The organism is Pseudomonas karstica, from assembly GCF_009707515.1.
GTDB classification, from domain to species: Bacteria; Pseudomonadota; Gammaproteobacteria; order Pseudomonadales; family Pseudomonadaceae; genus Aquipseudomonas; species Aquipseudomonas karstica.
Map to the genome: position 1 here is coordinate 67,969 of NZ_WLYI01000005.1, position 21,041 is coordinate 89,009.

Annotated in this window: 23 protein-coding genes and 1 pseudogene; 3 read left to right on the top strand and 21 right to left on the bottom strand. The window is 61.3% G+C overall.

Annotated features, from left to right (window positions below):
• Positions 1 to 3 precede the first annotated feature (3 nt).
• The 19 genes from GIR22_RS05395 to GIR22_RS05485 are packed head-to-tail and all read right to left on the bottom strand — an operon-like array spanning position 4 to position 16,902.
• The gene (locus GIR22_RS05395) at positions 4 to 1,230 is read right to left on the bottom strand and encodes a beta-ketoacyl-ACP synthase (protein ID WP_154742326.1); all 1,227 of its coding nucleotides are present in this window, start codon (positions 1,228 to 1,230) and stop codon (positions 4 to 6) included.
• The gene (gene fabG, locus GIR22_RS05400) at positions 1,230 to 1,958 is read right to left on the bottom strand and encodes a 3-oxoacyl-ACP reductase FabG (protein WP_154742327.1); all 729 of its coding nucleotides are present in this window, start codon (positions 1,956 to 1,958) and stop codon (positions 1,230 to 1,232) included. Before fabG ends, GIR22_RS05395 begins: the two co-directional genes overlap by 1 nt.
• A complete protein-coding gene (locus tag GIR22_RS05405; RefSeq protein WP_154742328.1) occupies positions 1,955 to 2,416 on the bottom strand; it encodes a hotdog family protein in 462 nt (153 codons plus the stop codon). The genes fabG and GIR22_RS05405 overlap by 4 nt, the downstream gene beginning before the upstream one ends.
• Entirely contained in the window at positions 2,413 to 3,591 is a 1,179-nt protein-coding gene (locus tag GIR22_RS05410) for a beta-ketoacyl-[acyl-carrier-protein] synthase family protein (protein WP_154742329.1), read from the bottom strand. Before GIR22_RS05410 ends, GIR22_RS05405 begins: the two co-directional genes overlap by 4 nt.
• On the bottom strand, positions 3,588 to 4,070 hold the full coding sequence (locus GIR22_RS05415) for a hypothetical protein (RefSeq protein ID WP_154742330.1): 483 nt from the start codon (positions 4,068 to 4,070) through the stop codon (positions 3,588 to 3,590). Before GIR22_RS05415 ends, GIR22_RS05410 begins: the two co-directional genes overlap by 4 nt.
• Entirely contained in the window at positions 4,067 to 4,816 is a 750-nt protein-coding gene (locus tag GIR22_RS05420; protein ID WP_154742331.1) for a class I SAM-dependent methyltransferase, read from the bottom strand. Before GIR22_RS05420 ends, GIR22_RS05415 begins: the two co-directional genes overlap by 4 nt.
• Complete coding sequence (locus GIR22_RS05425; RefSeq protein ID WP_178122103.1) at positions 4,813 to 6,060, bottom strand: tryptophan 7-halogenase; 1,248 nt, start codon at positions 6,058 to 6,060, stop codon at positions 4,813 to 4,815. Before GIR22_RS05425 ends, GIR22_RS05420 begins: the two co-directional genes overlap by 4 nt.
• A 33-nt stretch (positions 6,061 to 6,093) precedes the next feature.
• Entirely contained in the window at positions 6,094 to 8,406 is a 2,313-nt protein-coding gene (locus GIR22_RS05430) for an MMPL family transporter (protein WP_154742449.1), read from the bottom strand.
• The gene (locus GIR22_RS05435) at positions 8,396 to 9,070 is read right to left on the bottom strand and encodes an outer membrane lipoprotein carrier protein LolA (protein ID WP_154742332.1); all 675 of its coding nucleotides are present in this window, start codon (positions 9,068 to 9,070) and stop codon (positions 8,396 to 8,398) included. The genes GIR22_RS05430 and GIR22_RS05435 overlap by 11 nt, the downstream gene beginning before the upstream one ends.
• The gene (locus tag GIR22_RS05440) at positions 9,067 to 9,492 is read right to left on the bottom strand and encodes an acyl-CoA thioesterase (RefSeq protein ID WP_154742333.1); all 426 of its coding nucleotides are present in this window, start codon (positions 9,490 to 9,492) and stop codon (positions 9,067 to 9,069) included. The genes GIR22_RS05435 and GIR22_RS05440 overlap by 4 nt, the downstream gene beginning before the upstream one ends.
• Entirely contained in the window at positions 9,485 to 11,029 is a 1,545-nt protein-coding gene (locus tag GIR22_RS05445; protein WP_154742334.1) for an HAL/PAL/TAL family ammonia-lyase, read from the bottom strand. The genes GIR22_RS05440 and GIR22_RS05445 overlap by 8 nt, the downstream gene beginning before the upstream one ends.
• Positions 11,010 to 11,948, bottom strand: coding sequence for a lysophospholipid acyltransferase family protein (locus GIR22_RS05450; RefSeq protein ID WP_154742335.1), 939 nt, complete (start codon positions 11,946 to 11,948; stop codon positions 11,010 to 11,012). The genes GIR22_RS05445 and GIR22_RS05450 overlap by 20 nt, the downstream gene beginning before the upstream one ends.
• A complete protein-coding gene (locus GIR22_RS05455; RefSeq protein WP_154742336.1) occupies positions 11,945 to 12,679 on the bottom strand; it encodes a glycosyltransferase family 2 protein in 735 nt (244 codons plus the stop codon). The genes GIR22_RS05450 and GIR22_RS05455 overlap by 4 nt, the downstream gene beginning before the upstream one ends.
• Positions 12,672 to 14,342 carry an acyl-CoA synthetase family protein gene (locus GIR22_RS05460; RefSeq protein WP_154742337.1) on the bottom strand — a complete coding sequence of 557 codons (1,671 nt, stop codon included), beginning with the start codon at positions 14,340 to 14,342 and terminating at the stop codon, positions 12,672 to 12,674. Before GIR22_RS05460 ends, GIR22_RS05455 begins: the two co-directional genes overlap by 8 nt.
• Complete coding sequence (locus tag GIR22_RS05465) at positions 14,339 to 14,884, bottom strand: COG4648 family protein (RefSeq protein ID WP_154742338.1); 546 nt, start codon at positions 14,882 to 14,884, stop codon at positions 14,339 to 14,341. Before GIR22_RS05465 ends, GIR22_RS05460 begins: the two co-directional genes overlap by 4 nt.
• Positions 14,881 to 15,135 (bottom strand): acyl carrier protein, encoded by a 255-nt coding sequence (locus GIR22_RS05470; protein ID WP_154742339.1) that lies wholly within the window; start codon positions 15,133 to 15,135, stop codon positions 14,881 to 14,883. Before GIR22_RS05470 ends, GIR22_RS05465 begins: the two co-directional genes overlap by 4 nt.
• 9 nt (positions 15,136 to 15,144) lie before the next feature.
• On the bottom strand, positions 15,145 to 15,414 hold the full coding sequence (locus GIR22_RS05475; protein WP_154742340.1) for a phosphopantetheine-binding protein: 270 nt from the start codon (positions 15,412 to 15,414) through the stop codon (positions 15,145 to 15,147).
• Positions 15,392 to 16,204, bottom strand: coding sequence for a lysophospholipid acyltransferase family protein (locus GIR22_RS05480; protein ID WP_154742341.1), 813 nt, complete (start codon positions 16,202 to 16,204; stop codon positions 15,392 to 15,394). Before GIR22_RS05480 ends, GIR22_RS05475 begins: the two co-directional genes overlap by 23 nt.
• Positions 16,180 to 16,902, bottom strand: coding sequence for a beta-ketoacyl synthase chain length factor (locus tag GIR22_RS05485; protein WP_178122104.1), 723 nt, complete (start codon positions 16,900 to 16,902; stop codon positions 16,180 to 16,182). The genes GIR22_RS05480 and GIR22_RS05485 overlap by 25 nt, the downstream gene beginning before the upstream one ends.
• A gap of 347 nt (positions 16,903 to 17,249) precedes the next feature.
• Between GIR22_RS05485 and GIR22_RS05490 the strand changes: the two genes are divergently transcribed.
• Positions 17,250 to 18,020 (top strand): ParA family protein, encoded by a 771-nt coding sequence (locus tag GIR22_RS05490; RefSeq protein ID WP_154742342.1) that lies wholly within the window; start codon positions 17,250 to 17,252, stop codon positions 18,018 to 18,020.
• 160 nt (positions 18,021 to 18,180) lie between these two features.
• Here GIR22_RS05490 and trxC read toward each other — a convergent pair whose 3' ends face one another.
• Positions 18,181 to 18,615 carry a thioredoxin TrxC gene (gene trxC, locus GIR22_RS05495; protein WP_154742343.1) on the bottom strand — a complete coding sequence of 145 codons (435 nt, stop codon included), beginning with the start codon at positions 18,613 to 18,615 and terminating at the stop codon, positions 18,181 to 18,183.
• 234 nt (positions 18,616 to 18,849) lie between these two features.
• On the opposite strand from trxC, the pseudogene GIR22_RS05500 reads away from it, so the two are divergent.
• Together GIR22_RS05500 and GIR22_RS05505 are read left to right on the top strand one after the other, a co-directional pair.
• A pseudogene (locus GIR22_RS05500) lies at positions 18,850 to 19,120 on the top strand (type II toxin-antitoxin system HigB family toxin).
• Positions 19,121 to 19,143: 23 nt separating this feature from the next.
• On the top strand, positions 19,144 to 19,545 hold the full coding sequence (locus GIR22_RS05505; protein ID WP_154742345.1) for a helix-turn-helix domain-containing protein: 402 nt from the start codon (positions 19,144 to 19,146) through the stop codon (positions 19,543 to 19,545).
• Between the two features lie 6 nt (positions 19,546 to 19,551).
• Here the strand turns inward: GIR22_RS05505 and selO are convergent, their stop codons facing one another.
• The gene (selO, locus tag GIR22_RS05510; RefSeq protein ID WP_154742346.1) at positions 19,552 to 21,015 is read right to left on the bottom strand and encodes a protein adenylyltransferase SelO; all 1,464 of its coding nucleotides are present in this window, start codon (positions 21,013 to 21,015) and stop codon (positions 19,552 to 19,554) included.
• Between the last annotated feature and the right edge of the window lie 26 nt (positions 21,016 to 21,041).

Below are 21,041 nucleotides of genomic sequence, written 5' to 3' on the forward strand. Positions count from 1 at the left end.
GGCTTACTGCCAGCGGCGAAAGATCAGCGAAGTGTTGACGCCGCCAAAGGCAAAGTTGTTGTTCATCACATAATCGTTGTGCATCTGGCGAAACGTGCCTTGCAGGTAGTCCAGCTCGCCACAGCGCGGGTCGACGTGGTCAAGGTTGAAGGTCGGCACGTACTGGTCGCTGTTCATCATCTCAATGCTGAACCAGGACTCCAGCGCGCCACAGGCGCCCAGGGTGTGACCGAGGAAGCTCTTCTGCGAACTGATGGGCATGCGGCTGCCGAACAGGCTGCTGGTGGCTTGGGTTTCGGCAATGTCACCTTGTTCGGTGGCGGTGCCGTGGCCGTTGACGTAGCCGATAGCGGAAGGTGCAAGGCCGGCGTCTTCCAGCGCCAACTCCATGGCCCGGCGCATGGTGCTCTGCTCGGGGCGGGTGGTGTGCTGGCCGTCGGCATTGCTGCCAAAACCCACCACTTCGGCGTAGATGTGTGCACCACGGGCCAGGGCGTGCTCCAGCTCTTCCAAAACCAACATGCCGCCACCTTCACCGATCACCAGGCCATCGCGGCCGCTGTCGTAGGGGCGCGGGCTGGTTTGCGGGGCGTCGTTTTTCAGGCTGGTGGCGTAGAGCGCATCGAACACCATGGCTTCGGTGGGGCACAACTCTTCGGCACCACCGGCGAGCATCAGCGGCAGGCGGCCGAACTTGATAGCTTCATAGGCATAGCCGATGCCCTGGCTACCGCTGGTGCAGGCGCTGGACGTCGGGATCAACCGCCCGGTGAGGCCGAAGAAGATACTGATATTCGCCGCTGTGGTGTGGGGCATCATCCGCACATAGGAATTGGCGTTCAGCCCTTCGGCTACCGAGTTGAGCAGCATGTTGCCGAAAGCCTTGATCTCGTCGGTGCTGCCGGTGGACGAGCCGCACGCGACGCCCATGCGTCCGTCCTTGATCGATTCGTCACCAAGCAAGCCGGCGTCCTGCAACGCCTGCTCCGCCGCCCACACCGCCAGCCGGGAAACCCGCCCCATGCTGCGCAGTTGTTTGCGGGTCCAATGGGCTGGCACGACGAAATCATCAATCGGCCCGGCCAATCGCGTATTCAGTTCGCTGAAGCGGTCCCACTCATTCATGCGCCGAATGCCGCTACGGTTGGCGCGAAAGTTGGCGGCGATGCTGTCCCAATCGCGGCCTAGAGAGGTGATGCCGGCCATGCCGGTGACGACCACGCGCTTCATCAGCACAGGCCTCCATTGACGGCCAGCACCTGGCGGGTGATGTAGCCGGCTTCTGCCGACATCAGGAAATTCACCGCGCCGGCGACTTCTTCCGGGGTTCCCATGCGTTGGGCCGGGATCATCTTCATCAGCTCTTCTACCGGCACGTTTTCATCCAGCATCGCCGTGTCGATCAGCCCGGGAGCCACGCAGTTGACGGTGATCTTGCGCTTGCCCAACTCGATGGCCAAGGCCTTGGCCGCACCGATCAGGCCAGCCTTGGAGGCGCTGTAGTTGACCTGGCCGCGATTGCCGATCAGCCCGGAAACCGAGGTGATGCACACAATCCGTCCGGCGGCGCGACGGCGAATCATCGGCATCATCACCGGGTGCAGCACGTTGTAGAAACCGTCGAGGTTGGTGCGCATCACCACGTCCCAGTCTTCTTCCGACAGCGCTGGAAACGCGCCGTCGCGGGTCAGCCCGGCATTGAGCACCACGCCGTAGTAGGCGCCATGGGCCTGGACATCGGCTTCCAGTATTGCCTTGCAGGTGGCGCGATCCGAGACATCGAATTGCAAGACCCGAGCCTTGCGCCCCAGGGCTTCAACTTCGGCCTGGACGGCGTCCGCCTCGGCCCGACCGCTGCGGCAATGCAATACGATGTCGTGGCCGGCCTGGGCCAGGCGCAGGGCAATGGCGCGACCGATACCACGGCTGGAGCCGGTAACCAGAACGGATTCAGTCATGGCGTTAAGTCCTTCGATTCATCTAAATAGGTGGCCGCCTGGGGCGGTCGAAATACGTTCAGGCGTGCACTGGCCTGGATGCCGGGCCCGGTGAGGTGGCATTCGAACACACCCATGCCGTTGTCGTCTTCCAGTGAGCGCAGACCATGGATAGTCAGTTCGGTGCCGGCGGGAAAGTGCTCGACATTGCATGCATATTTGCGGGTACCCAGCAGAAAACCCAGCTCCACTTCTTTACCCTTGCGACGGGCATGACAGCCAGCGTAAGCGGCAACGCTTTGCGCCATCAACTCCACGCCAAACCAGGCTGGCAAGCTGCCGTCTGGGCGGTTGAAGAGCCCGCCGGGCTTGACGGTGAGGCGGGTGTGAACCTGCTCTTCATCGAACGCCAGGACCTGATCGATCAGGATCATGTCACCGGCGTGGGGCAGCAGTTCGGCGAGCGGCCAATCAATCATGGGGCATCTCCGATAATCAGGCTGACGTTATTGCCACCAAAGGCGAAGGAGTTACTCATCAGGCAGCGTTTTTTCAACCTGTCTTCGGGCGTGACCCACTGCAAGGCCGGCAGCGCCGGGTCGGCCTGAGCGTCCCATATGTGGGGCGGCAGGGCGTGGGCGGTGTTGTCGGCGGCCAGGCTCAGCCAGCAGAATGCGGCCTCCAGTGCACCGGCTGCGCCCAGGGTATGGCCGGTCATGGGCTTGGTCGACGAGCAGGCTACGCCGCGGGGAAACAGGCTGGCCACCGCCAGGCTTTCCATGGCGTCGTTATGCTGGGTCGCGGTGCCGTGCAGGTTCAGGTAGCCGATCTGTTCAGGATCCAGCCGGGCGCAGGCCAAGGCCTTGTCCATCGCCAGCCGTGCGCCTTTGCCAGTAGGGTCCGGGGCAGAAATATGGTGGGCGTCGCAACTGGCGCCACTGCCCAGCAAAGCGATGGGGCCCCGCACGTTGCTCATCAGGAACAGCGCAGCGGCTTCACCGATGTTGATACCGTTGCGATTGACCGAGAACGGATTGCAGCGCTGCCCGCTGACGGCTTCCAGGGACGAAAAACCATTGAGGGTCAGCTTGCACAGGCTGTCGACACCACCGCACAACACGGCATCGCACACCCCGAGATCCAACAGGCGCTGGGCGCTCATCAGTGCGCGGGCACCGGAGGTGCAAGCGGTGGAAATCACATAGGTCGGGCCACTCAGTTGCAGCCAGTCGGCGAGAAATGTGGCCGGGGCGCTGAGTTCCTGTTGCTGGTAGTCGTAGTTGCCGGGGAACTGCTTGTCTTGCAGGAAGTGAGCGATGCCGCGGCTGGCTTCGTCTATCCCCGAGGTGCTAGTGCCCAGGACGACACCGACCCGCGAGGGGCCAAAGGTCTGGATCACCTGCTGGATCTCGTCGTGGATTTGCAACGCCGCTTCCAGCAACAACTGGTTGTTGCGGCTGCTTTGCTGCTCCAGGCCCGGCGGAATTGCCGCCAGTTCGCCGTGCACGCCCGCTACCGGTAACACGCGTTCCGGCACCCAGCCGCCTTCATCGCGCATGCCTGAACAGTCACCGGCAAACAGGTTGCGGCTGACTTCTCGCTTGCCGCGCCCCAAGGCACAAATGACGCCGAGGGCATTGAGGTAGGCGGTCATCGGGCGGCCTCAAGCGGGGTGACGTGATAGATCAGGTTTTGCCCCGGCAGGTTTACGCGAAACGCCAGGGATGAGTGATAGGTGATCTGCCAGCGGGGTGGGAGGGTGCGCGTCAGGTCCATTGCCTGAGTGCCAGGATAGAGCGTGGAGACCTCCGCCGCCGGAGTCAGGGCAAACAGCAAGGCGGCGAACAGTTCGCGGGCCTGTGGGTTGGGCGGCAACAGGCCGTCAGCCTGCCAGGCACCGTTCAATAGTTTTTGCCGGGCCAGGGGGATCCCCAATGGGTCCATCATTGACCAGCGGATCCCGCCGTCCTCACGCAGGATCACCAGTAACCAGTCCTGGCGCTGGCCATCCTGCTCGCGTATCACATGCAATTGCAGGGGCAAGGACAGGGTAGGGTTGTGGGCCGGCAAGGGTGGCCGGCTGGCGCACGCGCTCAGCAACAACAGACACGCCATCAGCAGCGCGCGAATCATTGCCCGACGCCTGCCAGGGGTTTGCGGGCGACCACATTGACCAGGGTTTCTTCCCGCTCGCCAGCAGGCTTGGGGCGTCGCAGCCCCCAGCGCTCAAGCAAGCCGAAATCAGTCGAGCGGCTCCACCACAGGTATGGATACGAGACGTTCTGTGGGCCGAATTCGAAGCCCTGTTCGCGAATCATCGCCAGATACTCCCCAGCACTTTTTTGCACGTGCATGGGATGACGGAACAGCCAGCGAATCACCCAGGTATCGATATAGGCCTCGGTGGATTCGGCAAACAACAGGTAACCACCGGGCTTGAGCACCCGGAAGAACTCCGCCAGCGCCCGTTGCTGTTCTACCAGGTGGTGGAAGGTCTGGTGGCAGAACAGGATGTCGACGCTGGCGTCGGCCACCTTGAGGGTGGCGCAGTCACTGCCGATCAGTTCGATGGCCAGGCCCTGGCGTGTGGCTTCGTCGCGACTCAGGTCGAGGCTGTGGGGGTCGGCGTCCAGGCCAATCAGGCGTTGGGGGGCGAACACCTGATGCAAGTATTGGAACGACCTGCCCTGGCCACAACCGGCATCCAGCAACACTGGCGCCACCGGCAGCGGGTCGCTGAACAGGCTGCGCAGGTCATTGATCGCTACCCGTAATACATGGTGCTGCCAGGTGTGGCTGCGCAGGAACCAGAAGCCGAACCTGGTTTCCTCGACGTAGTTTTTGCTCAAGTACTCTTTATGAAAAGAAGGGTTGCTCATGCCACATCCCCAGCACATATTTCTGACAACATCCGCAACCGCCGCTTTGGTTCGCTGACAAATGGATTGCGTTCATCCCAGGCGTAACCGGCGAGGATCGCACTGATCATCCGGCGAATCTCCGGCGAACTGCCGGGATGGAAAATGACATCCTGGAAGGTCCCGGCGTACCAGCCTTCGACATAGCAACGGAAGGTGTCGACACCACGTTTCAAGGGTTCGGCGAACTGGGTTTGCCAGTCGATGCTTTCACCCTGCAACTGGCGATGCAGCAGCCCTGCGGCCATGCTCGCCGAACGCATGGCAATGGTCACGCCAGAGGAAAATACCGGATCGAGAAACTCCGCCGCGTTGCCCAGCAAGGCAAAGCCCGGGCCGTGCAGGGCTTTGACGTTGGCCGAGTAGCCGCCGATGCTGCGGGCGGGCGTGTCCCAGACGGCATGTTGCAGTACAGTGGACAGGCTTGGGGTCTCGTCGATAAAGCTGCGCAAACAGACGTCGAGGTCGGTATCGCGGCCATCGAAGTGTTCTTTCGCAGCCACCACGCCCACCGAGCAGCGACCGTTGCTGAACGGGATGGTCCAGAACCAGATATCGCGTTGTGTCGGGTGGGTGGTGATGAGGATTTTAGTGCGGTCGAAGCCTGGGTGTTCGATGCGGTCTTCGACATGGGTAAACACCGCTTGGCGCAGCGGGAAGTTTGACGGTGCTTCCAGGTCCAGCAGGCGTGGCAATACACGGCCGTAGCCGCTGGCGTCGAGGACGAAACCGGCCTTGAGGTGGTATTCGCTGCCGTTCTCCCGGCGCACATGCAGGTAACGACTGCCTGCGGCAGAGTCGACACCGACAATGGTTTCTCCGTAGCGGATTTCCACCCCCTGCAACGCAGCCTGGTCCGCCAGCAGCTTGTCGAAGTCGGCACGCTGCACCTGGAAGGTGGTGGGCTTGCCGTTGCTGAAGGTGTCGCCAAAATCGAAGGCGCTGTAGCGCTCGCCCCAGGCAAACGCGGCGCCATTCTTCATCTGGAAACCGGCTGCTTGCACGGCGTCGAGCATGCCGGCTTCTTCGATAAAGTCGATGCAATGGGACAACAGGCTTTCGCCAATGGAGAAGCGCGGGAAGTGCTGGCGCTCAATGATCAAGACATCATGCCCGTTACGTTTAAGCAGTGCGGCCGCGATGGTACCGGCCGGGCCGGCCCCAATTACCACCACCTGGCGACGTTCCATTTCAACTGTGGGCACGAGGGCTCCTTGCCGCTTTGGCGATAATCGAATTCATGAAGTATGTGCCTGGCGAGCAGCCCATGGCGCCAGGATAAAACTGAAGGCCAGCCCCAGGCTCACCGACAGGCCGAAGTTACTCACCGCCGGCGTGCTGGAGATCGCCAGCAGGCCGAACGACAGCCATGTCGTGACGGCCGCCAGCAGGGTGCCGAGTAAACTCACGGCGGCGCCGCCGATCTGTTCGCGCATCAGGATCGCATAATCGACGCTGATGGCCGTCACCAGTAACAGGCCGAACAGGCTGAACAAGGTCAGTGGCTGTCCTAGCCAGCCAAGGCTGGCCAGGCTGCACAGTGCAGCGAGCAGCGGCAAGGTAACGATCCGCAACGCGCCGCCGAAGCCGAAGGGCAGAATCAGCAGCAGCACGATCAGTACACAGGACATCAGCTTCAATTGCGCGGCGCTGACCTGGGTGGCGGCGAATACCTGGTTCAAGTCGCCCAGGCGATCGATCAATTGCACACCTGGCAAATCCAGGGCCTGGACGCGCAGTAGCGCCGGGTTATTCAACCCTTGCAAGCTGACCATCGCCGCTACGCCCGTGTCGGTCGGGCCGAGCCACAGTGCCCGCCAAGGTTCGGCCAGCGGGCCGCCCAGCGCGGCGTCGATGTCTTCGGTGGGCAGGGTTTGCAGTTGCGCCAGTTCGGCTTGCAGGGCGCTGGCCGGTACGCCAAGGTCCAGCAGCGGTTGCCAGAATTGCGGTAGTTGGCCCAGGGCTTCACGCAGTCGCTGTTGCTCGCTTGGGGGGCTGACCAACTGACTCAATGCCAGGTAGCCCTGGAGCTTGTCCATATTTACCAACTGATCCAGACGCTGCCCCAGCGCCGCCTCACGCTCCAGCAACTGCTGCTGATTGTCCGCCCGTACCAGGAAAAACTGGCTGGTGGGTTGATAACCGGTAATTCGCGCAATCGCCTGGGCTTCCTGCAATAACTGCGGGGGGGCACTGATCCATTGGCGAATATCGTTTTTGCTGCTCAGGTGCCACAGGCCGCCGGCGCAAAACAGCAATAGCAGCACCAGTAGCACCGGGCTCGGTAGACGCTTGAGCAGGGATTCGCGCACGCTCAACAAGAACTGCGCAATATGCAGCGGCCATTGAGCAGGGCGCAACTCGACACCTTTGAGCAATGCCGGCAACAGGCACACCGCCGCCAAATATGCACCTACAAGGCCGGCGGCAGAGAACGTGGCGATCTGGGTCAGGGCCGGGAACGGCGTCCAGGCCAGGGCCAGGTAGCCGATGCAACTGGTGGCCAGGCTCAGGCTCAAGCCCGGCAGGGTCAGGCGCAAGGCCGGCCAACTGCGCCAAGGGTTCATGCTCCAGCTCTTGGACAAATAATGCAGCGGGTAATCGATCGCCACGCCGATCAGGCTCGAACCCAGCACCAAGGTCATCACATGCATATGCCCGAACAGTGCGACACATGCCACCGCCCCAAAAAGCATGCCCGCCAGCACTGGCACAAACGCCAGTAACACCCGCCAACGACGGAATGCCAGTAACAGCAGCAACAGGATCCCGGCCGTCGCGCCACCGCCGACCCAGGTGATTTCCCGGGTGGCCTGCTGCTGACCATTGGCCGCGTACAACAAGCCGCTGGCTGCGAGCAATTGCACGCCTTGCTGGCTGGCCTGCTCCCGACTGACCTGGAGCAATTGGGCCACCTGCAGCGGCAATTTCATATCGAAGGCATTACCTGCGGTGCGCGCGCGCAGCAGCACCCAGTTGTTGCCATCGGCCTCGGCGATCAAGGCGCCGCTGCCGATATCCAGTTGCACTGAGCCGTGCTGCGGTTGGCTGTTCTGGATACGTCCGGTCAGGCCCAGCCAGTCCTCCTGGCTGGGCACCAGGCTGAAGCCGGTAAAGGGATCGAATAGCGCCTGCACCTGCTGCTGAATGAACGCCTGTGGGTGTTCGATCAACTGCTCGCGATCCTTGGCCGAGAACATCGCCAGTCGCCCTTGCAGCAATTGCCGGCGCAGGGCTGGCAGGTCGGTTTGCAGGTTCCATTGGACCTTTTCAAACAGGCCGCTGGCTTGCCAGCGTTCACCCAGTTGCTGGGCCATGGCCAGCGCCTGCTGGCGCTCGGCATGCCCTACCAGCACCAGCATCTCGCGGTTCAGCGGCTCCTGCATGCGCTGTTCGGCACGCAGCTCAAGGGCATCCGGCGTGGTGCCGGGTACCAGTTCCATCAGGTTGGCCGACAGGGGCGCGCCATGGCGCCATTGCCAACCAGCCAGGGCCAATACCGCCACCAGCAGGATCAGGAACAGACGCGGCAACCAGCGCTCACTGGGCAAAGTCATGCTGCTCCGCATCGCTTAACGGTTGGCTGCTGGTGCTGTCCTGCATGTGCATTACGGTGCTGTCACCCTGGGTTTCCAGCAGTTCGATTTTCTGCACCAGTTCGCCGCCGTTGATATTGATCCGGGTGAACACTTGCTTGAGCAACAGCGAACGTGGGATCAGGGTCAACGTCCACTGCCGGGCCTCGCCTTGCAATTGCAGCTCAAAGTCCCGCTGCAAGCCGCTGCTGTCACCTTGCAGTACGGCAAGGAACAAGCGGTTCTGCTCGGCCCCGGCGCTCTTGCCGGGTAGCAACTGCCAGCCACTGGCGTCCCGTCGGGCAATGCCTTGGGCACTGATGCGGTAGTCCTGTTGCAGTGGGGTTTTGAGCAGCCACAGCAAACCGTGATCCTTGGCCAGGACAAAGGTGCCTTTGCTGATCAGTGGTTGTGGCAGGGCGCGCAGGTGTTTTTCCTGGGTGAAGTTGCCATGGATAACGCTGGGTTTTGCCAACTGATCGCTAAGTTGTTGCAGGTCAAACGCGTGAGCCACTCCTGGAACGCCCAGGAGCACGCAGTACACTGTAGGCGCGAGCTTGCTCGTGAGAAACCTGAGGACGCGGCCCGCGTTATCGTTGATGATTTTCGCGAGCAAGCTCGCTCCTACAGGAAGCATCATGGCAGGGCCTTCTCGACAGCTTCGATGAACACTTTGGGTGAGGCTAGCTGCATCTCACGACTGGCGATATCCACCGCCACCTGCACAGTACTGGCGCGAGTCAGGCGCTCGCCGCTGGCCAGGTCGCTAATCAGGTAATTGACCTTCAACCGGTTCTCCCACTCCACCAGACTGGCACGCACATTGATCGTCTGGCCGAATGTGGCGCCGCGCACATAACGCAGTTGCAGGTCGATCACCGGCCAGGCGTAGCCCGACTCGAGCATCGCCGCGTAGTTGTGGCCGATCTTGTCCAGCAAGGCACAGCGGGCCACTTCCAGGTATTTGACGTAATGGCCGTGCCAGACCACGTTCATGGTGTCGATGTCGAAAAACGGCACGAGGATTTCGGTATCGCTGTGCAACACGCCCTGGCTACGCATGCAACCTCCAGTGTTGCTCGGCGATGCGTTGCAGGCACAGGCGCAGTTCGCCTTCCAGGGCGCGGTCTTCGATGATCGGCGGGAAGTCCTTGGCCAGCGCTTCATGCATCGCGGCCAGGGCTGGCGGCAGCGGGCGGGCGTCTTCGGCCTGGGCCCGCAGCCACACACCCTGGTTGGCTGCAAGCAAGGCGGCGGCGGCGACCTGCTCGGTCAGTTCCAGCACACGAATCGCGTCCCGTGCGGCGATGGTGCCCATGCTGACCTTGTCCTGGTTATGGCATTCGGTGGAGCGTGAGAACACGCTGGCGGGCATGGTGTTTTTCAGGGCTTCGGCGGTCCAGGCGCTGGCGCCGATCTGCACCGCCTTGAAACCATGGTTGATCATTGCCCGATCAGCCGGGGCGCCCGACAGGTTGCTCGGCAAACCATGGTTGTAACGCACGTCTACCAGCAGCGCCAGTTGCCGGTCCAGCAGGTCGGCGACATTGGCCACCAGGGTCTTGAGGCTGTCCATGGCGAAGGCGATATGGCCGCCGTAGAAATGCCCGCCGTGCAGCACGCGTTCAGCGTCGGCATCGATGATCGGGTTGTCGTTGGCACTGTTGAGTTCGATCTCGATAAACGAACGCAGCCAGTTCAGGCTGTCGGCCAACACGCCGAGGACATGGGGCGCGCAGCGCAGGGAGTAGCGGTCTTGCAGGCGATGCAGGGGCGCGGTCGGTGCGTCGATGGCCAAGTCCTTGCGCAACCATGCAGCGACTTGCATCTGCCCCGGGTGCGGCTTGGCGGCAAACAGGCGTTCGTCGAAGTGTTCCGGGTTGCCTTGCAACGCAACTACATTCATCGCCGTGATGCGGGTGGCCAGTTGCAGCAGGTAGTCGGCACGGGCGAAGGCCAGGCAGGCGAGGCCGGTCATCACTGCGGTGCCGTTCATCAGCGCCAGGGCTTCTTTCGGGCGTAGTACCAGAGGGGCCCAGCCCAGTTCGCGGTGTACCTCGCAGGCAGTGCGACGTTCACCACGGAACATCACTTCGCGTTCGCCGGAAAGGGTCGCGGCCACGTAGGACAACGGTGTCAGGTCGCCACTGGCGCCCACCGAGCCTTCTTCCGGGATCAGCGGCAGTACATCGAATTCAAGGAAGGCGTGCAGCCGTTCCAGCAGTTCCACACGCACGCCGGATACGCCATGGCACAGCGACTGCAAACGCGCTGCCAGCACCGCACGGGTGGCCTGGGCATCCAGTAGCTTGCCCAGGCCGCAACCGTGGAAGGTGTAGAGATGACGGGGCAGTGCCTCGACGTGCTGCAACGGCACCGCCACCACGCAGGAATCACCGTAGCCGGTGGTCACGCCGTAGATCACCCCTTCCTTGTCCAGCAGCGAATCAAGGAACTGCGCACCCTTGGCGATGCGCTGGCGATAGTCGGTATCGTCTTGCAGCGTTGCCTGCGCCTGACGGTTGGCCAGGGCCAGCACGTCCTCGATGCGCAAGGGGAGTTCGCCGAAGGTTACCGGCTCAAGCGGATGCGTCGTCATCGGTCTTCCAGAAAGGGTAAAAGTTGAACCATTGTTGGGGCGCTTGCAGGCAGAACTGGCCCAGGCGCTCGGCGTAGCGGGCGGTCCACTGGGCGATCACTTGCTGGCGGTTGCTGCGTTTCCATTCGATCAATTGGGCGAAGGGTTCGATGAACAAGCGATACCGACCTTCGTGCTTCAGGCACATCAACAAATTGACCGGGCATTTCAGCAGGCCAGCCAGTAGCCATGGGCCTTGAGGGAATGCAGCGTCGTGGCCGAGAAAATCCACTCGCACCGTGCGTGTACCGTGCAGCGGCACGCGGTCGCCGGCAATCGCCAGCCACTCGCCGTCGTCCAGGCGCTGGCTGAGCAGCAGCATGGTCGCCGGGTCCAACTCACTGACCTGGATCAGCCGCAAGTTGGTCGCACCGGCCTCGCCCAGCAGGCGGTTGAAGTGCTCGGCGTGCTTGGTGTGCACCAGCACATTCATGGTGACTTGCTCCCCCAGTTCGGCCAGGGCCCGGCACACTTCCAGGTTGCCCAGGTGCGCGCCCACCAGCATCTGTCCGCGTTCGCCGCGCAGTTGTTGGCGCAGCAGGGCCGGGTCGATGATTTCAATCTGTTCGATGCGCAGTTTGCCGTTCCATACGTCGAGCTTGTCCAGCAGTGCATCGGCAAAGGCCATGAATTGGCCGAACACCCGCCAATGGCTGGGGCGCAAGTCGTCGCGCCGGCTCCAGTCTGCCAGGCGCTGCTGGTACTGCCAGGCGCTCTGGCGGGCGGTGCGGCCGAACAGGAAAAAGTATAGGACGATACCGTACAGGATCGGGCTCAGCAGCCTGCGGCCCAGAACCTTGGCGCCGAAGGCGGTGAGCCTCATCAGCCAGAAACTGCCGCGCTCCTGGCGGTCGGCCCAGTGTCGGGTGCTGTCACTCATGCCTGCCACCGTCGCCAGAGGATCATCGGTGCGCGCACCAGCATGCCGAAGAACAGCCGGGCGTGCATGGAGGAGATCAGGGCGTTGTCGTGGAACATCCGGAAGTGCGACAGGCCATCGGCGGGGTAATGCACTTTCGTGGGCAGCCAGCGCATCGGCTGGTTGCGCCACGACAGGCGCACCAGGATGTCCGAGTCGAAATCCATGCGCTTGCCGATCCTGGCCGAATCCATCAGCGCCAGTACCGGCGGCAGCGGGTACACGCGAAAGCCGCACATCGAATCGCGGATTTGCAACGACAGGCTGTTGATCCACACCCACACGTGGGTCAAATAGCGGGCGTACAGGCGGCCCTTGGGCACGCTGTCGTCGTATTGCGGGTAGCCGCAGATCAGTGCGTTGGGGTGGGTGCGCGAGGCCTCGAGGAACGTGCTGACTTCCCGCAGGTCGTGCTGGCCATCGGCGTCCACTTGCAGGGCGTGGGTATAGCCCCGGCGCGCGGCCTCGCGAAAGCCGATCATTACGGCGCCACCCTTGCCCTGATTGGCAGGCAGGGTCAGCAGCGCCACTTTGTCCAGGGTTGCCAGTTGCGCCAAAACCGTCGCGCAGGCCGGGCTGCTGCCATCGTCCACCAGCAGGCACGGCAGGCCGCTGGCGAGCAGGCGATGGACCACGGCGGGCACGGCGGCCTCGTGGTTGTAGACCGGGATCAGGGCGCAGGGGTTATGCATGCTCGCTCTCCAGCACTATCCGGCCGCTGGAACAGGCGGCGGTGTCATTGCGGTAGGCGAAGTACAGCTTGCCGCGTTCCTGATCGAAGCGCAGGTGCAGTTCGATGCGGTCGCCGGGGCGTACCAGTTGCTGGAACTTGAGCACTTCCATCCCGACGAACTTGCCTGGCAGCTTGAGCAGTGGCTGGCCCAGGCTCAGGGCCCAATCCACTTGAACTACGCCCGGCAGCACCGGGGTGTGTGGGAAATGGCCGCTGAAATACGCCAGGTCCGGCGGGATCGCCAATTGCAGGGTCCACTCATTGTCGGCTTCGACTGTTTCGAGCACTTCCGGTGTTTTGGGCCGAGGCGCCAGCAGCAAGGCTTCGATATCGGCCTGGGGCAGTTTGCCTTGGGCATTGAACGGCAGTTGGCGCAGCAGGCGCCAGCGACGGGGAAGGGCCAGGGCTTCGCAGTGTTGGCTCAAGTGCTGGCGCAGGGTTTGGGTGACGCTGCGACGGCCTTGGTTGCGCAAGGCATGCAGGCCTGCGGGGCTGAGCACCACCAGGGCACCGAGGGAGGCACGGTTTTCCCGCACCACGCCCAGACGCGTTTCCGCGACCCAGGAGTGGTCCATCAAGGCGTGTTCCAGCATCGGCAGGGAGATGCGTTTCTCTTCCAGTTTGACGATCCGATCCAGACGGCCCAGCAGTTCGAAGCGCCCGTCGAGGTGGATCTTCGCGGCGTCGGCGGTCTGCTCCACGTGACCTGCTGGCAGGTACGGTGAGCGGATGCGCAGGGCTCCGTCGGCATTCTGGCTCAACTGTACGTCGGCAAATGGCTGCCAGGGTTGTTCGCCCTGGCGCCAGGCGATGCCGCCGGTTTCCGAGCTGCCGAGGATTTCTGTCGGCCATTGCTGCAAGCGTTGATGCAGACTGCCGGCGGCTTCCACCGGCAAGGCCCCACCGGAAGAGAACACCCGTTTGACTACGCTCAGCGCTGGCCAGTCGAGGTTGTCGCCCATACGCTTGAGCAGCGCCGGGCTGGCGATCCAGGCGAACTGCGGCGACTCGCGGCTGGCTCGCTGCATGTCTTCTGGAAAGGCCAGTTGCTGGCGCACGAAGGCCCGACCGGCACACAGCGGCCACAACACCCGGAACAGCAGGCCGTAGATATGCTGGGTACCGACACTGCCGATGATGCAGGCTTCGCCGAGATCGGCGCCCCACAGGGTTTCCAGGGCCTGGACTTCATTGGCCAGTTGCCGCAGGGTTTTGTCGATGCGCTTGGGTTCGCCGCTGGAGCCGGAAGTGCACAAGGTCAGGTAGCAGTGATCGAGGTCAAGTGCTGCCGCCGCCAGTGGTGTCTGGTAGAGCGCCTCGAGATCTGCCGCTGTGGTCAGCCAGCCGTCCACCTCATTCGCCCAGCGTTGGCGGGTCTGGGGTTGCAGGTCTGCCGGCAACAGTACGCTGACTCCGGCACGCCAGGCGCCCAGGAGGACGATCGCCAACACCCCGGCATCTTCCAAATGCACGGCCAGGCGCTGGATACCACGGGCTTGCAACCCGGCAGCAAGGCTCAGGGACTGCTCGTACAGCTGTGCGTGATTCAACGCGGGCTCGGTGGTGATCGAACGCTGCGCCACAGGCTCAAGCAACAAGTGCTCAAGATTCAACCAATTCATACGCGGCCTCGAACCCTTTGTCGTACCAGCCATTCCACGGCAAACAACAACCCCATCAGCCCGTAGGCGATCAAGCCGTTGTACAACGTCCACCAGCTCAGCGGCGCCCACAAGGTGAGGGCGGCGGCGAGCAGCCCGTTACACAAAAAAAACACACTCCAGACCACAGTGACCTGGCGGGTATATCGAATCGCCACGTCGGGCAATTGTGGCTCGCTCAAGCGCGCCAGGCGCTCGACCATCGGTGGGCCATGTTTCAGGCTCAAGCCGAACAACGCCAGCATGAAGCCGCTGACCAGGCTCGGGTACCAGCGCAAGAGCTGCGGGTTGTCGAACCAGGCCAGCACCAGGCAAAACATGACGGCCACGCCAGCCATCCAGCGCGCACCGGGGCGTCGGGCACCGGTCAGTGCTCGCAACAGCCACAGGCTGGCCAACAACAGGCCAAATTGCCAGGGTGCAAAATGCCCGGTGCCGAAATATACCGCAAAAGGGTACAGCAGCCCCGCCAGTAGCAGGCCAAGGCCGATCAACCGGTTCATGCGCCCGGTTGGACCAGGCGGTAGACCGCCTCGACCACGTCATTCACGGTACGCACCGCCTTGAATTCTTCGGCGGCGATTTTCTTGCCGGTCTGGCGCTTGATGTGGTCGATCAGGTCGACCGCATCAATGCTGTCGATTTCCAGGTCCTGGTACAGATTGGCGTCAAGCGTGACGCGTTCGGGTTCCAGTTCAAACAGTTCCACCAAGGCATCGCGCAGGGTGTTGAAGATATCGTCACGAGTTTGCATGGTCCGGTCTCAAGCTACCTGTCTGGCCGTGACGAACGCCGCTAGGCTGGCCACGTTGGTGAAGTGATTGCGCGTGTCCTTGGCGTCGGCGTCGATCTTGATGCCGTACTTTTTCTGGATCGCCAGGCCCAACTCCAGGGCGTCCACTGAATCCAGGCCGAGGCCTTCGCCGAACAGGATCTGCTCGTCACCAATGTCATCCACGCTGATATCTTCAAGGCCTAGGGCCTCGATGATCAGTTCTTTTATGTCGTGCTCAAGGCGGTGTTGGTTGCTCATCTTCGGCGAGCTCCTTAATGAAATAGTGATGCAGGTAATCGTTGAGCTTGCGCGAAGCCTGGGGAGCAGGCCCAAGTGCTGCAAAAGCCTGTGGTTCTATATCGGCACCAACGCGCAAACTGAAATGCACGCGGCGCTTTGGGATGCGGTACCAGGGTTCGGCCTTGGTCAGGGTAGTGGGGCTGACCTTGATCACTACCGGGGTAATGATATTCGCACCTCGCAAGCCGATGGCTGCACCACCGCGATGAAAGGCCGGGGCCTGGCCTGGTTGGGTGCGGGTGCCTTCCGGGAAAATGATCAGGGTCTGGCCAGCCCGCAACGCCTGGGCGGCGGCATCGAGCATGTCCAGGCTGCCGTCGTTGCTGATGTAGCCGGCATCGCGCACCGGGCCACGGGTAAAAGGGTTCTGCCACAGGCTCTGCTTGACCACGCAGTTGGCTTGGCGCACCAGGCCGATCAGGAACACCACGTCGATCAACGACGGGTGGTTGGCGATGATCATCTGGCCGGGGCGGCCGAGTTTTTCGGCACCTTCGACGCTGTAGGTCAGCACGCCGGCGCGCTGCATCAGGCGGATAAAGCACCAGAACAGCCAACTGATGGTGTGTCGGGCGCGTTGTTGGTGCTGATGAGCGCTCCCAGGCAGGCAACTGAGCAGCGGAAACACCAGCAATCGCAAGCACAGGCCGCCAATGCCAAACAAGGCGAAGCTTACAGCGGTGGCCAGCAGGCGCCAGTAGTAGGCGTCCCGAGGCTTGTCGGTCAGGGCTTGCGTTGCCAATTCCATACTCGGTTCTTCCAGGCATGTTGGCAGGCACCCTGCTTATTGAGCAAGGTGCGCAGCAGGTTCAGGGCGTGGGGCCACTGGGCTTTAGTGGTGGATTGGACAGTGGTGGCGGTGAGTTCCAGCTGCCATTCGTCGCCCGGTGTCAAGAGCAGGCCGAGGGCGTAGGGGAATGGCACGTCGTCGATCCAGTTGGCGTAGGCCTCGGGCGGCTGTTCTTCGGTAATCACCAGTAATACGGCGTTGGCACCTTCGTTCAGCAGGGCCGCGGCCTCCAGGATGCCGTGTTCCAGGCCATCGCCAGCGGCGGCGAGGGCGGTCATTTCGCTGGTTTCATTGCGCAGGATCGACCACAGGCCAATCACTGCGTTGTGCACCGACAGGCTGAACTGGGTAGGCGATAGCGGCTGATCGTTGGCCAGGTCGCTGAGAATATTCAGGGTTCGCGGGGTTTCGCCGTGGCGGGAAACAAATACCAGCGGCAGGTTTTGCAGGCCTTGCGCCAATGGCCAGCCAACACTGAATGCCATCCGCGCCAGGCGGCTGAGGCGCCTGCGCTGCATGGCGGGCAGGAACGATACGTCGGGGGCAGCATCGCTACAGGGCAGCAACACGGGGGCCTGGCACCAGGTGTGCCAGTCGTCCACGCTTTCGAGCCCGGGGGCCCACGCGCGCCATTGGGCAATGTTGAAATGGGTCACTGAGAAGATATCCCGCCCCTGCGGGCTTCCTTATGCGGCCGTTGGCCCGGGATACCGGGACGGGAAGCAAGAGCCGAGTGGCGCGCATTATCCCGGTGCGATTGGGTTCTAGCAAATTTTGGTGAAAAAATGTTCACGAGAAATTACAGAATTACTGAAAAGAATTACCGATTGTCCGCTATCGGAGCAGGGGTATGGGTGTCGGGTATTTCCTGCTTTGTGGCGGGAGAGAGAGATTATTCTGCGAGATAGGGCTGTCGATGCTGTAGTGCAGGAGTGATCAAGGTAGCTAACCGGCGCTTTTGCCCTCTACACTCGGTCATTCATTGATACACGGAGGTTTTTCCATGCGGCGCGTGGTGTTCAATCAGAAAGGCGGTGTCGGCAAGTCCAGCATTGCCTGCAACCTGGCGGCGGTCAGCGCCAGTGAAGGCTATCGAACCCTGTTGGTGGACCTCGATGCCCAAGCCAACTCGACCCAGTACCTCACAGGGCTGACGGGCAATGATATTCCCATGGGCATTGCCGATTTCTTCAAGCAAACCCTGTCTTCCGGGCCGTTTTCGAAGAAAAACCAGGTAGATATCTACGAAACGCCGTTCGACAACCTGCATGTGGTCACCGCCACGGCGGAACTGGCGGACCTGCAGCCCAAGCTTGAGGCCAAGCACAAGATCAACAAGCTGCGAAAACTGTTGGATGAGTTGAGCGAGGACTACGACCGGATTTACCTCGATACGCCGCCGGCCCTGAATTTTTATGCGGTTTCAGCGCTGATTGCCGCTGATCGTGTACTGATTCCCTTCGATTGCGACAGCTTTTCCCGACAGGCGTTGTATGGCCTGCTGGCGGAAATCGAAGAGTTGAAGGAGGATCACAATGAAGGCCTTGAAGTGGAAGGGATTGTGGTCAACCAGTTCCAGGCCCGAGCGAGCCTGCCGCAGCAAATGCTGGATGAGTTGATTGCCGAAGGCCTGCCGGTGCTGCCGGTGTACCTGGGCAGTTCGGTGCGCATGCGCGAGTCGCACCAGGCGAACATGCCGCTGATCCACCTGGACCCACGGCATAAGCTGACGCAGCAGTTTGTGGCGTTGCATAACCTGCTGGAAGACGCGTGATCCCACAGGTACCGCACCCCTTGTAGGAACAGCTTGCTCGCGAAGAACGTCAACGATAACGCGGCGTGCCTGGATGCATGCGGCGCTCTCGGGTTCTTCGCGAGCAAGCTCGCTCCTACAAACGGATGAGCCAGTTCATGGACCGAGAGGCTCCCTTGGCTCAGACGCCCTGACTACGCAACCAACTGATCAATTGCGGCAGCGGGAACGCCCCGCTCTGGCGCGCCACTTCCCGGCCATTCTTGAACAGAATCAGGCTGGGAATCGACCGAATACCCAGTTGCGCAGAAAGCTGCTGATTGGCCTCACTGTCGAGCTTGGCCAATCGGCATTTGCCCGCCAACTTCTCGGCCGCCTGTTCAAACACCGGTGCAAACGACTTGCACGGCCCGCACCAGTCGGCCCACACGTCCACCAGCAGCGGCAAATCCCCTTTGATCTGGCTGGCGTAGTCGCCCTGTTTCAGCTCAAAGGGTTTACTCAGCAGCACCGGCTGCTTGCAGCGCCCGCACTTCGGCGTATCGCCCAGCCGTTCGGTAGGGATGCGGTTGAGGCCATTGCAATGGGGGCAGGGGATTACCAGAGGATCGGACATGGTGGGCTCCGTTGAAGTGGCCAATAACTCTATTTGGAGCCAAGGCAAGAGATTATCAAGGTTCGACGGTAATGACGCATGCGCTCATATTTTCGTCTATGCCGACTCTGGCCGACGTATCTAGGCTGTTAAAGCGAGTTTGGATTGGCCCATTGGTCTACGCGAAATTATCGCATATTGCGATAATTCGGTATTGGGATTAACCTTCATAGCAAGATGCGATAAGGATGTTGCATGCGAGTGATCAGCGAAAAAAAGGATTTGGGAGGCTAAGGAAAAATGGCCGCGTTCAGCGACTGCACTGGATGAGTGGTATCGCCGAATGAAGCGCAACAGCCCCGCGGACTTCGCGTCGATGAAAGGAATGTTTCCCGCCACGGATAAAGTAGGGCAATTCCATGTATTTGACATCGGGGGCAACAAACTGAGACTGATCGCCTTCATGCATTACCAGGTGCAGCGAATTTATATCAAGTACTTGTTCGATCACCGCGAATATGAATAGGGTAAATGGAAGGAGAAAATCAGATGAGCGTGCTCATTAAGCTGGCTGCCGAGCACTGGCAATTTGTTTCACCATTGCTGCGCAAGCCAAAAAGCGAGGCGGACTACGATGTACTGGTCAACGCTCTCGACGAGTTGTTGGACCTGATCGGCGAAGACGAATCCAGTCCGCTCATGAGTCTGGTGGACATTCTCAGTGACTGGATCGAGGCCTATGATCTGGAGCACCGCCCGATGCCTGTCGCCAGTGGCGTCGACGTACTGCGCGCAATGATGCGAGAGCACGGCCTGACCCAAAGTGACCTGCCAGGCGTTGGTGCGCAGTCGGTGGTTTCGGAGATACTTGGCGGCAAACGCCAACTGAACCTGCGGCAGGTTCGTTGGTTGGCGAAGCGTTTTGGGGTTTCAGTGGAGACCTTTATCTAGATGGCTCTATGAAGAGCAACTGATCTCCAAATGCTTGCCCCAATCCGGTGGCCGCTGGGCGTACTGCTCCATTCCCGGCTGCTCCTCAAATGGTTTGCTCAGCACTTCATGCAGCCGGCGCACTTCGTTGTAGTCACCTGACTCGGCAGCGGTGATAGCGTTTTCTGCGAGGTAATTGCGCAGGATATACAGTGGGTTCACTGCATGCATCCGCTCGCGCCTTTGCTCTTCGCTACCATTGGCGTCCCGCTCGACACGGGCCTTGTACAACTCAGCCCAGGCATCAAACGCCTTGATATCCACAAAATCATCGCGCAACCGCGTCACGGCCAATACCGCCGATTCATCCCCCAGTCGGCGCAAGAACAGGGTGTAGTCAACGCCACTGCCCTGCATCAGTTGCAGGAGGCGTTCCACCAGCTTCTGGTCATCTTCCTCGGCAGTGGTAAAGCCCAAGCGACGACGCATCAGGTCCAGGTAATGAGCCTGGTACAGGGGTAGGTACAAGCCAAGGGTTTCGCGCAAGGCTTCGACGCTGATGAATGGCGTCAGTGCCTGGGCCAGCGCACTGAGGTTCCACTGGCCGATAGGCACCTGATTGCTGAACGAATAACGCCCCTGGTCATCGGAATGGTTGCAGATGAACTGCGCATCGAAGTCGTCGAGGAAGGCGAACGGCCCGAAGTCGAACGTAATGCCGAGGATCGACATGTTGTCGGTATTCATCACCCCGTGACAGAACCCATAGGCCTGCCACTTGGCGATCAGTTCGGCGTTGCGCTCAACGATCTCGTGGAACATTGCCAAGTACGGCTCGGGTTGTTCCTGGCACTCGGGGAAGTGTAGTTTCAAGACATGTTCGGCCAGTTGCTTTTGTTGTTCGGGTTTCTTGGTGTAGTAGAAGTATTCGAAGTGACCGAAACGTATATGGCTTGGCGCCAGGCGCAGAACCATGGCGGCTCGCTCCTGTTTCTCACGCCACACCGGGGTGCTCGAGCCGATCACGCACAGGGCTCGACTGCTGGGAATGCCCAGGGCATGCAGAGCTTCGGAGGCGAGAAACTCACGAATCGAGGAACGCAGCACCGCACGCCCATCACCCATGCGCGAGTAAGGCGTCTGTCCGGCACCCTTGAGGTGCAAGTCCCAGTGTTCGCCAGCCTCGTTGTACACCTCGCCCAGGAGCAAGCCGCGACCGTCCCCCAATTGCGGGTTGTAGGAACCAAATTGATGCCCTGAATAGACCATCGCCCGCGGCTCCGCCTCGGCCCACAGCTTGTGCCCGCTGAACAGTTCGGCAAATACCGGGGTTTGTGCAACAGCAGGGTCAAGGTCAAGCAGGGCCATGGCCGCCTTGCTGGCGACGACCAGGCGCGGTTCGTCGATGGGCTCAGGCAGCACATGGGTTGAGAAGCCGTCGCCCAGTCGGGCGAAGCGGTTATCGAAGGTCAGTTCGTCGAGGGCTTTCAACGGCCATCTCCCAGCAAAATGTCCGA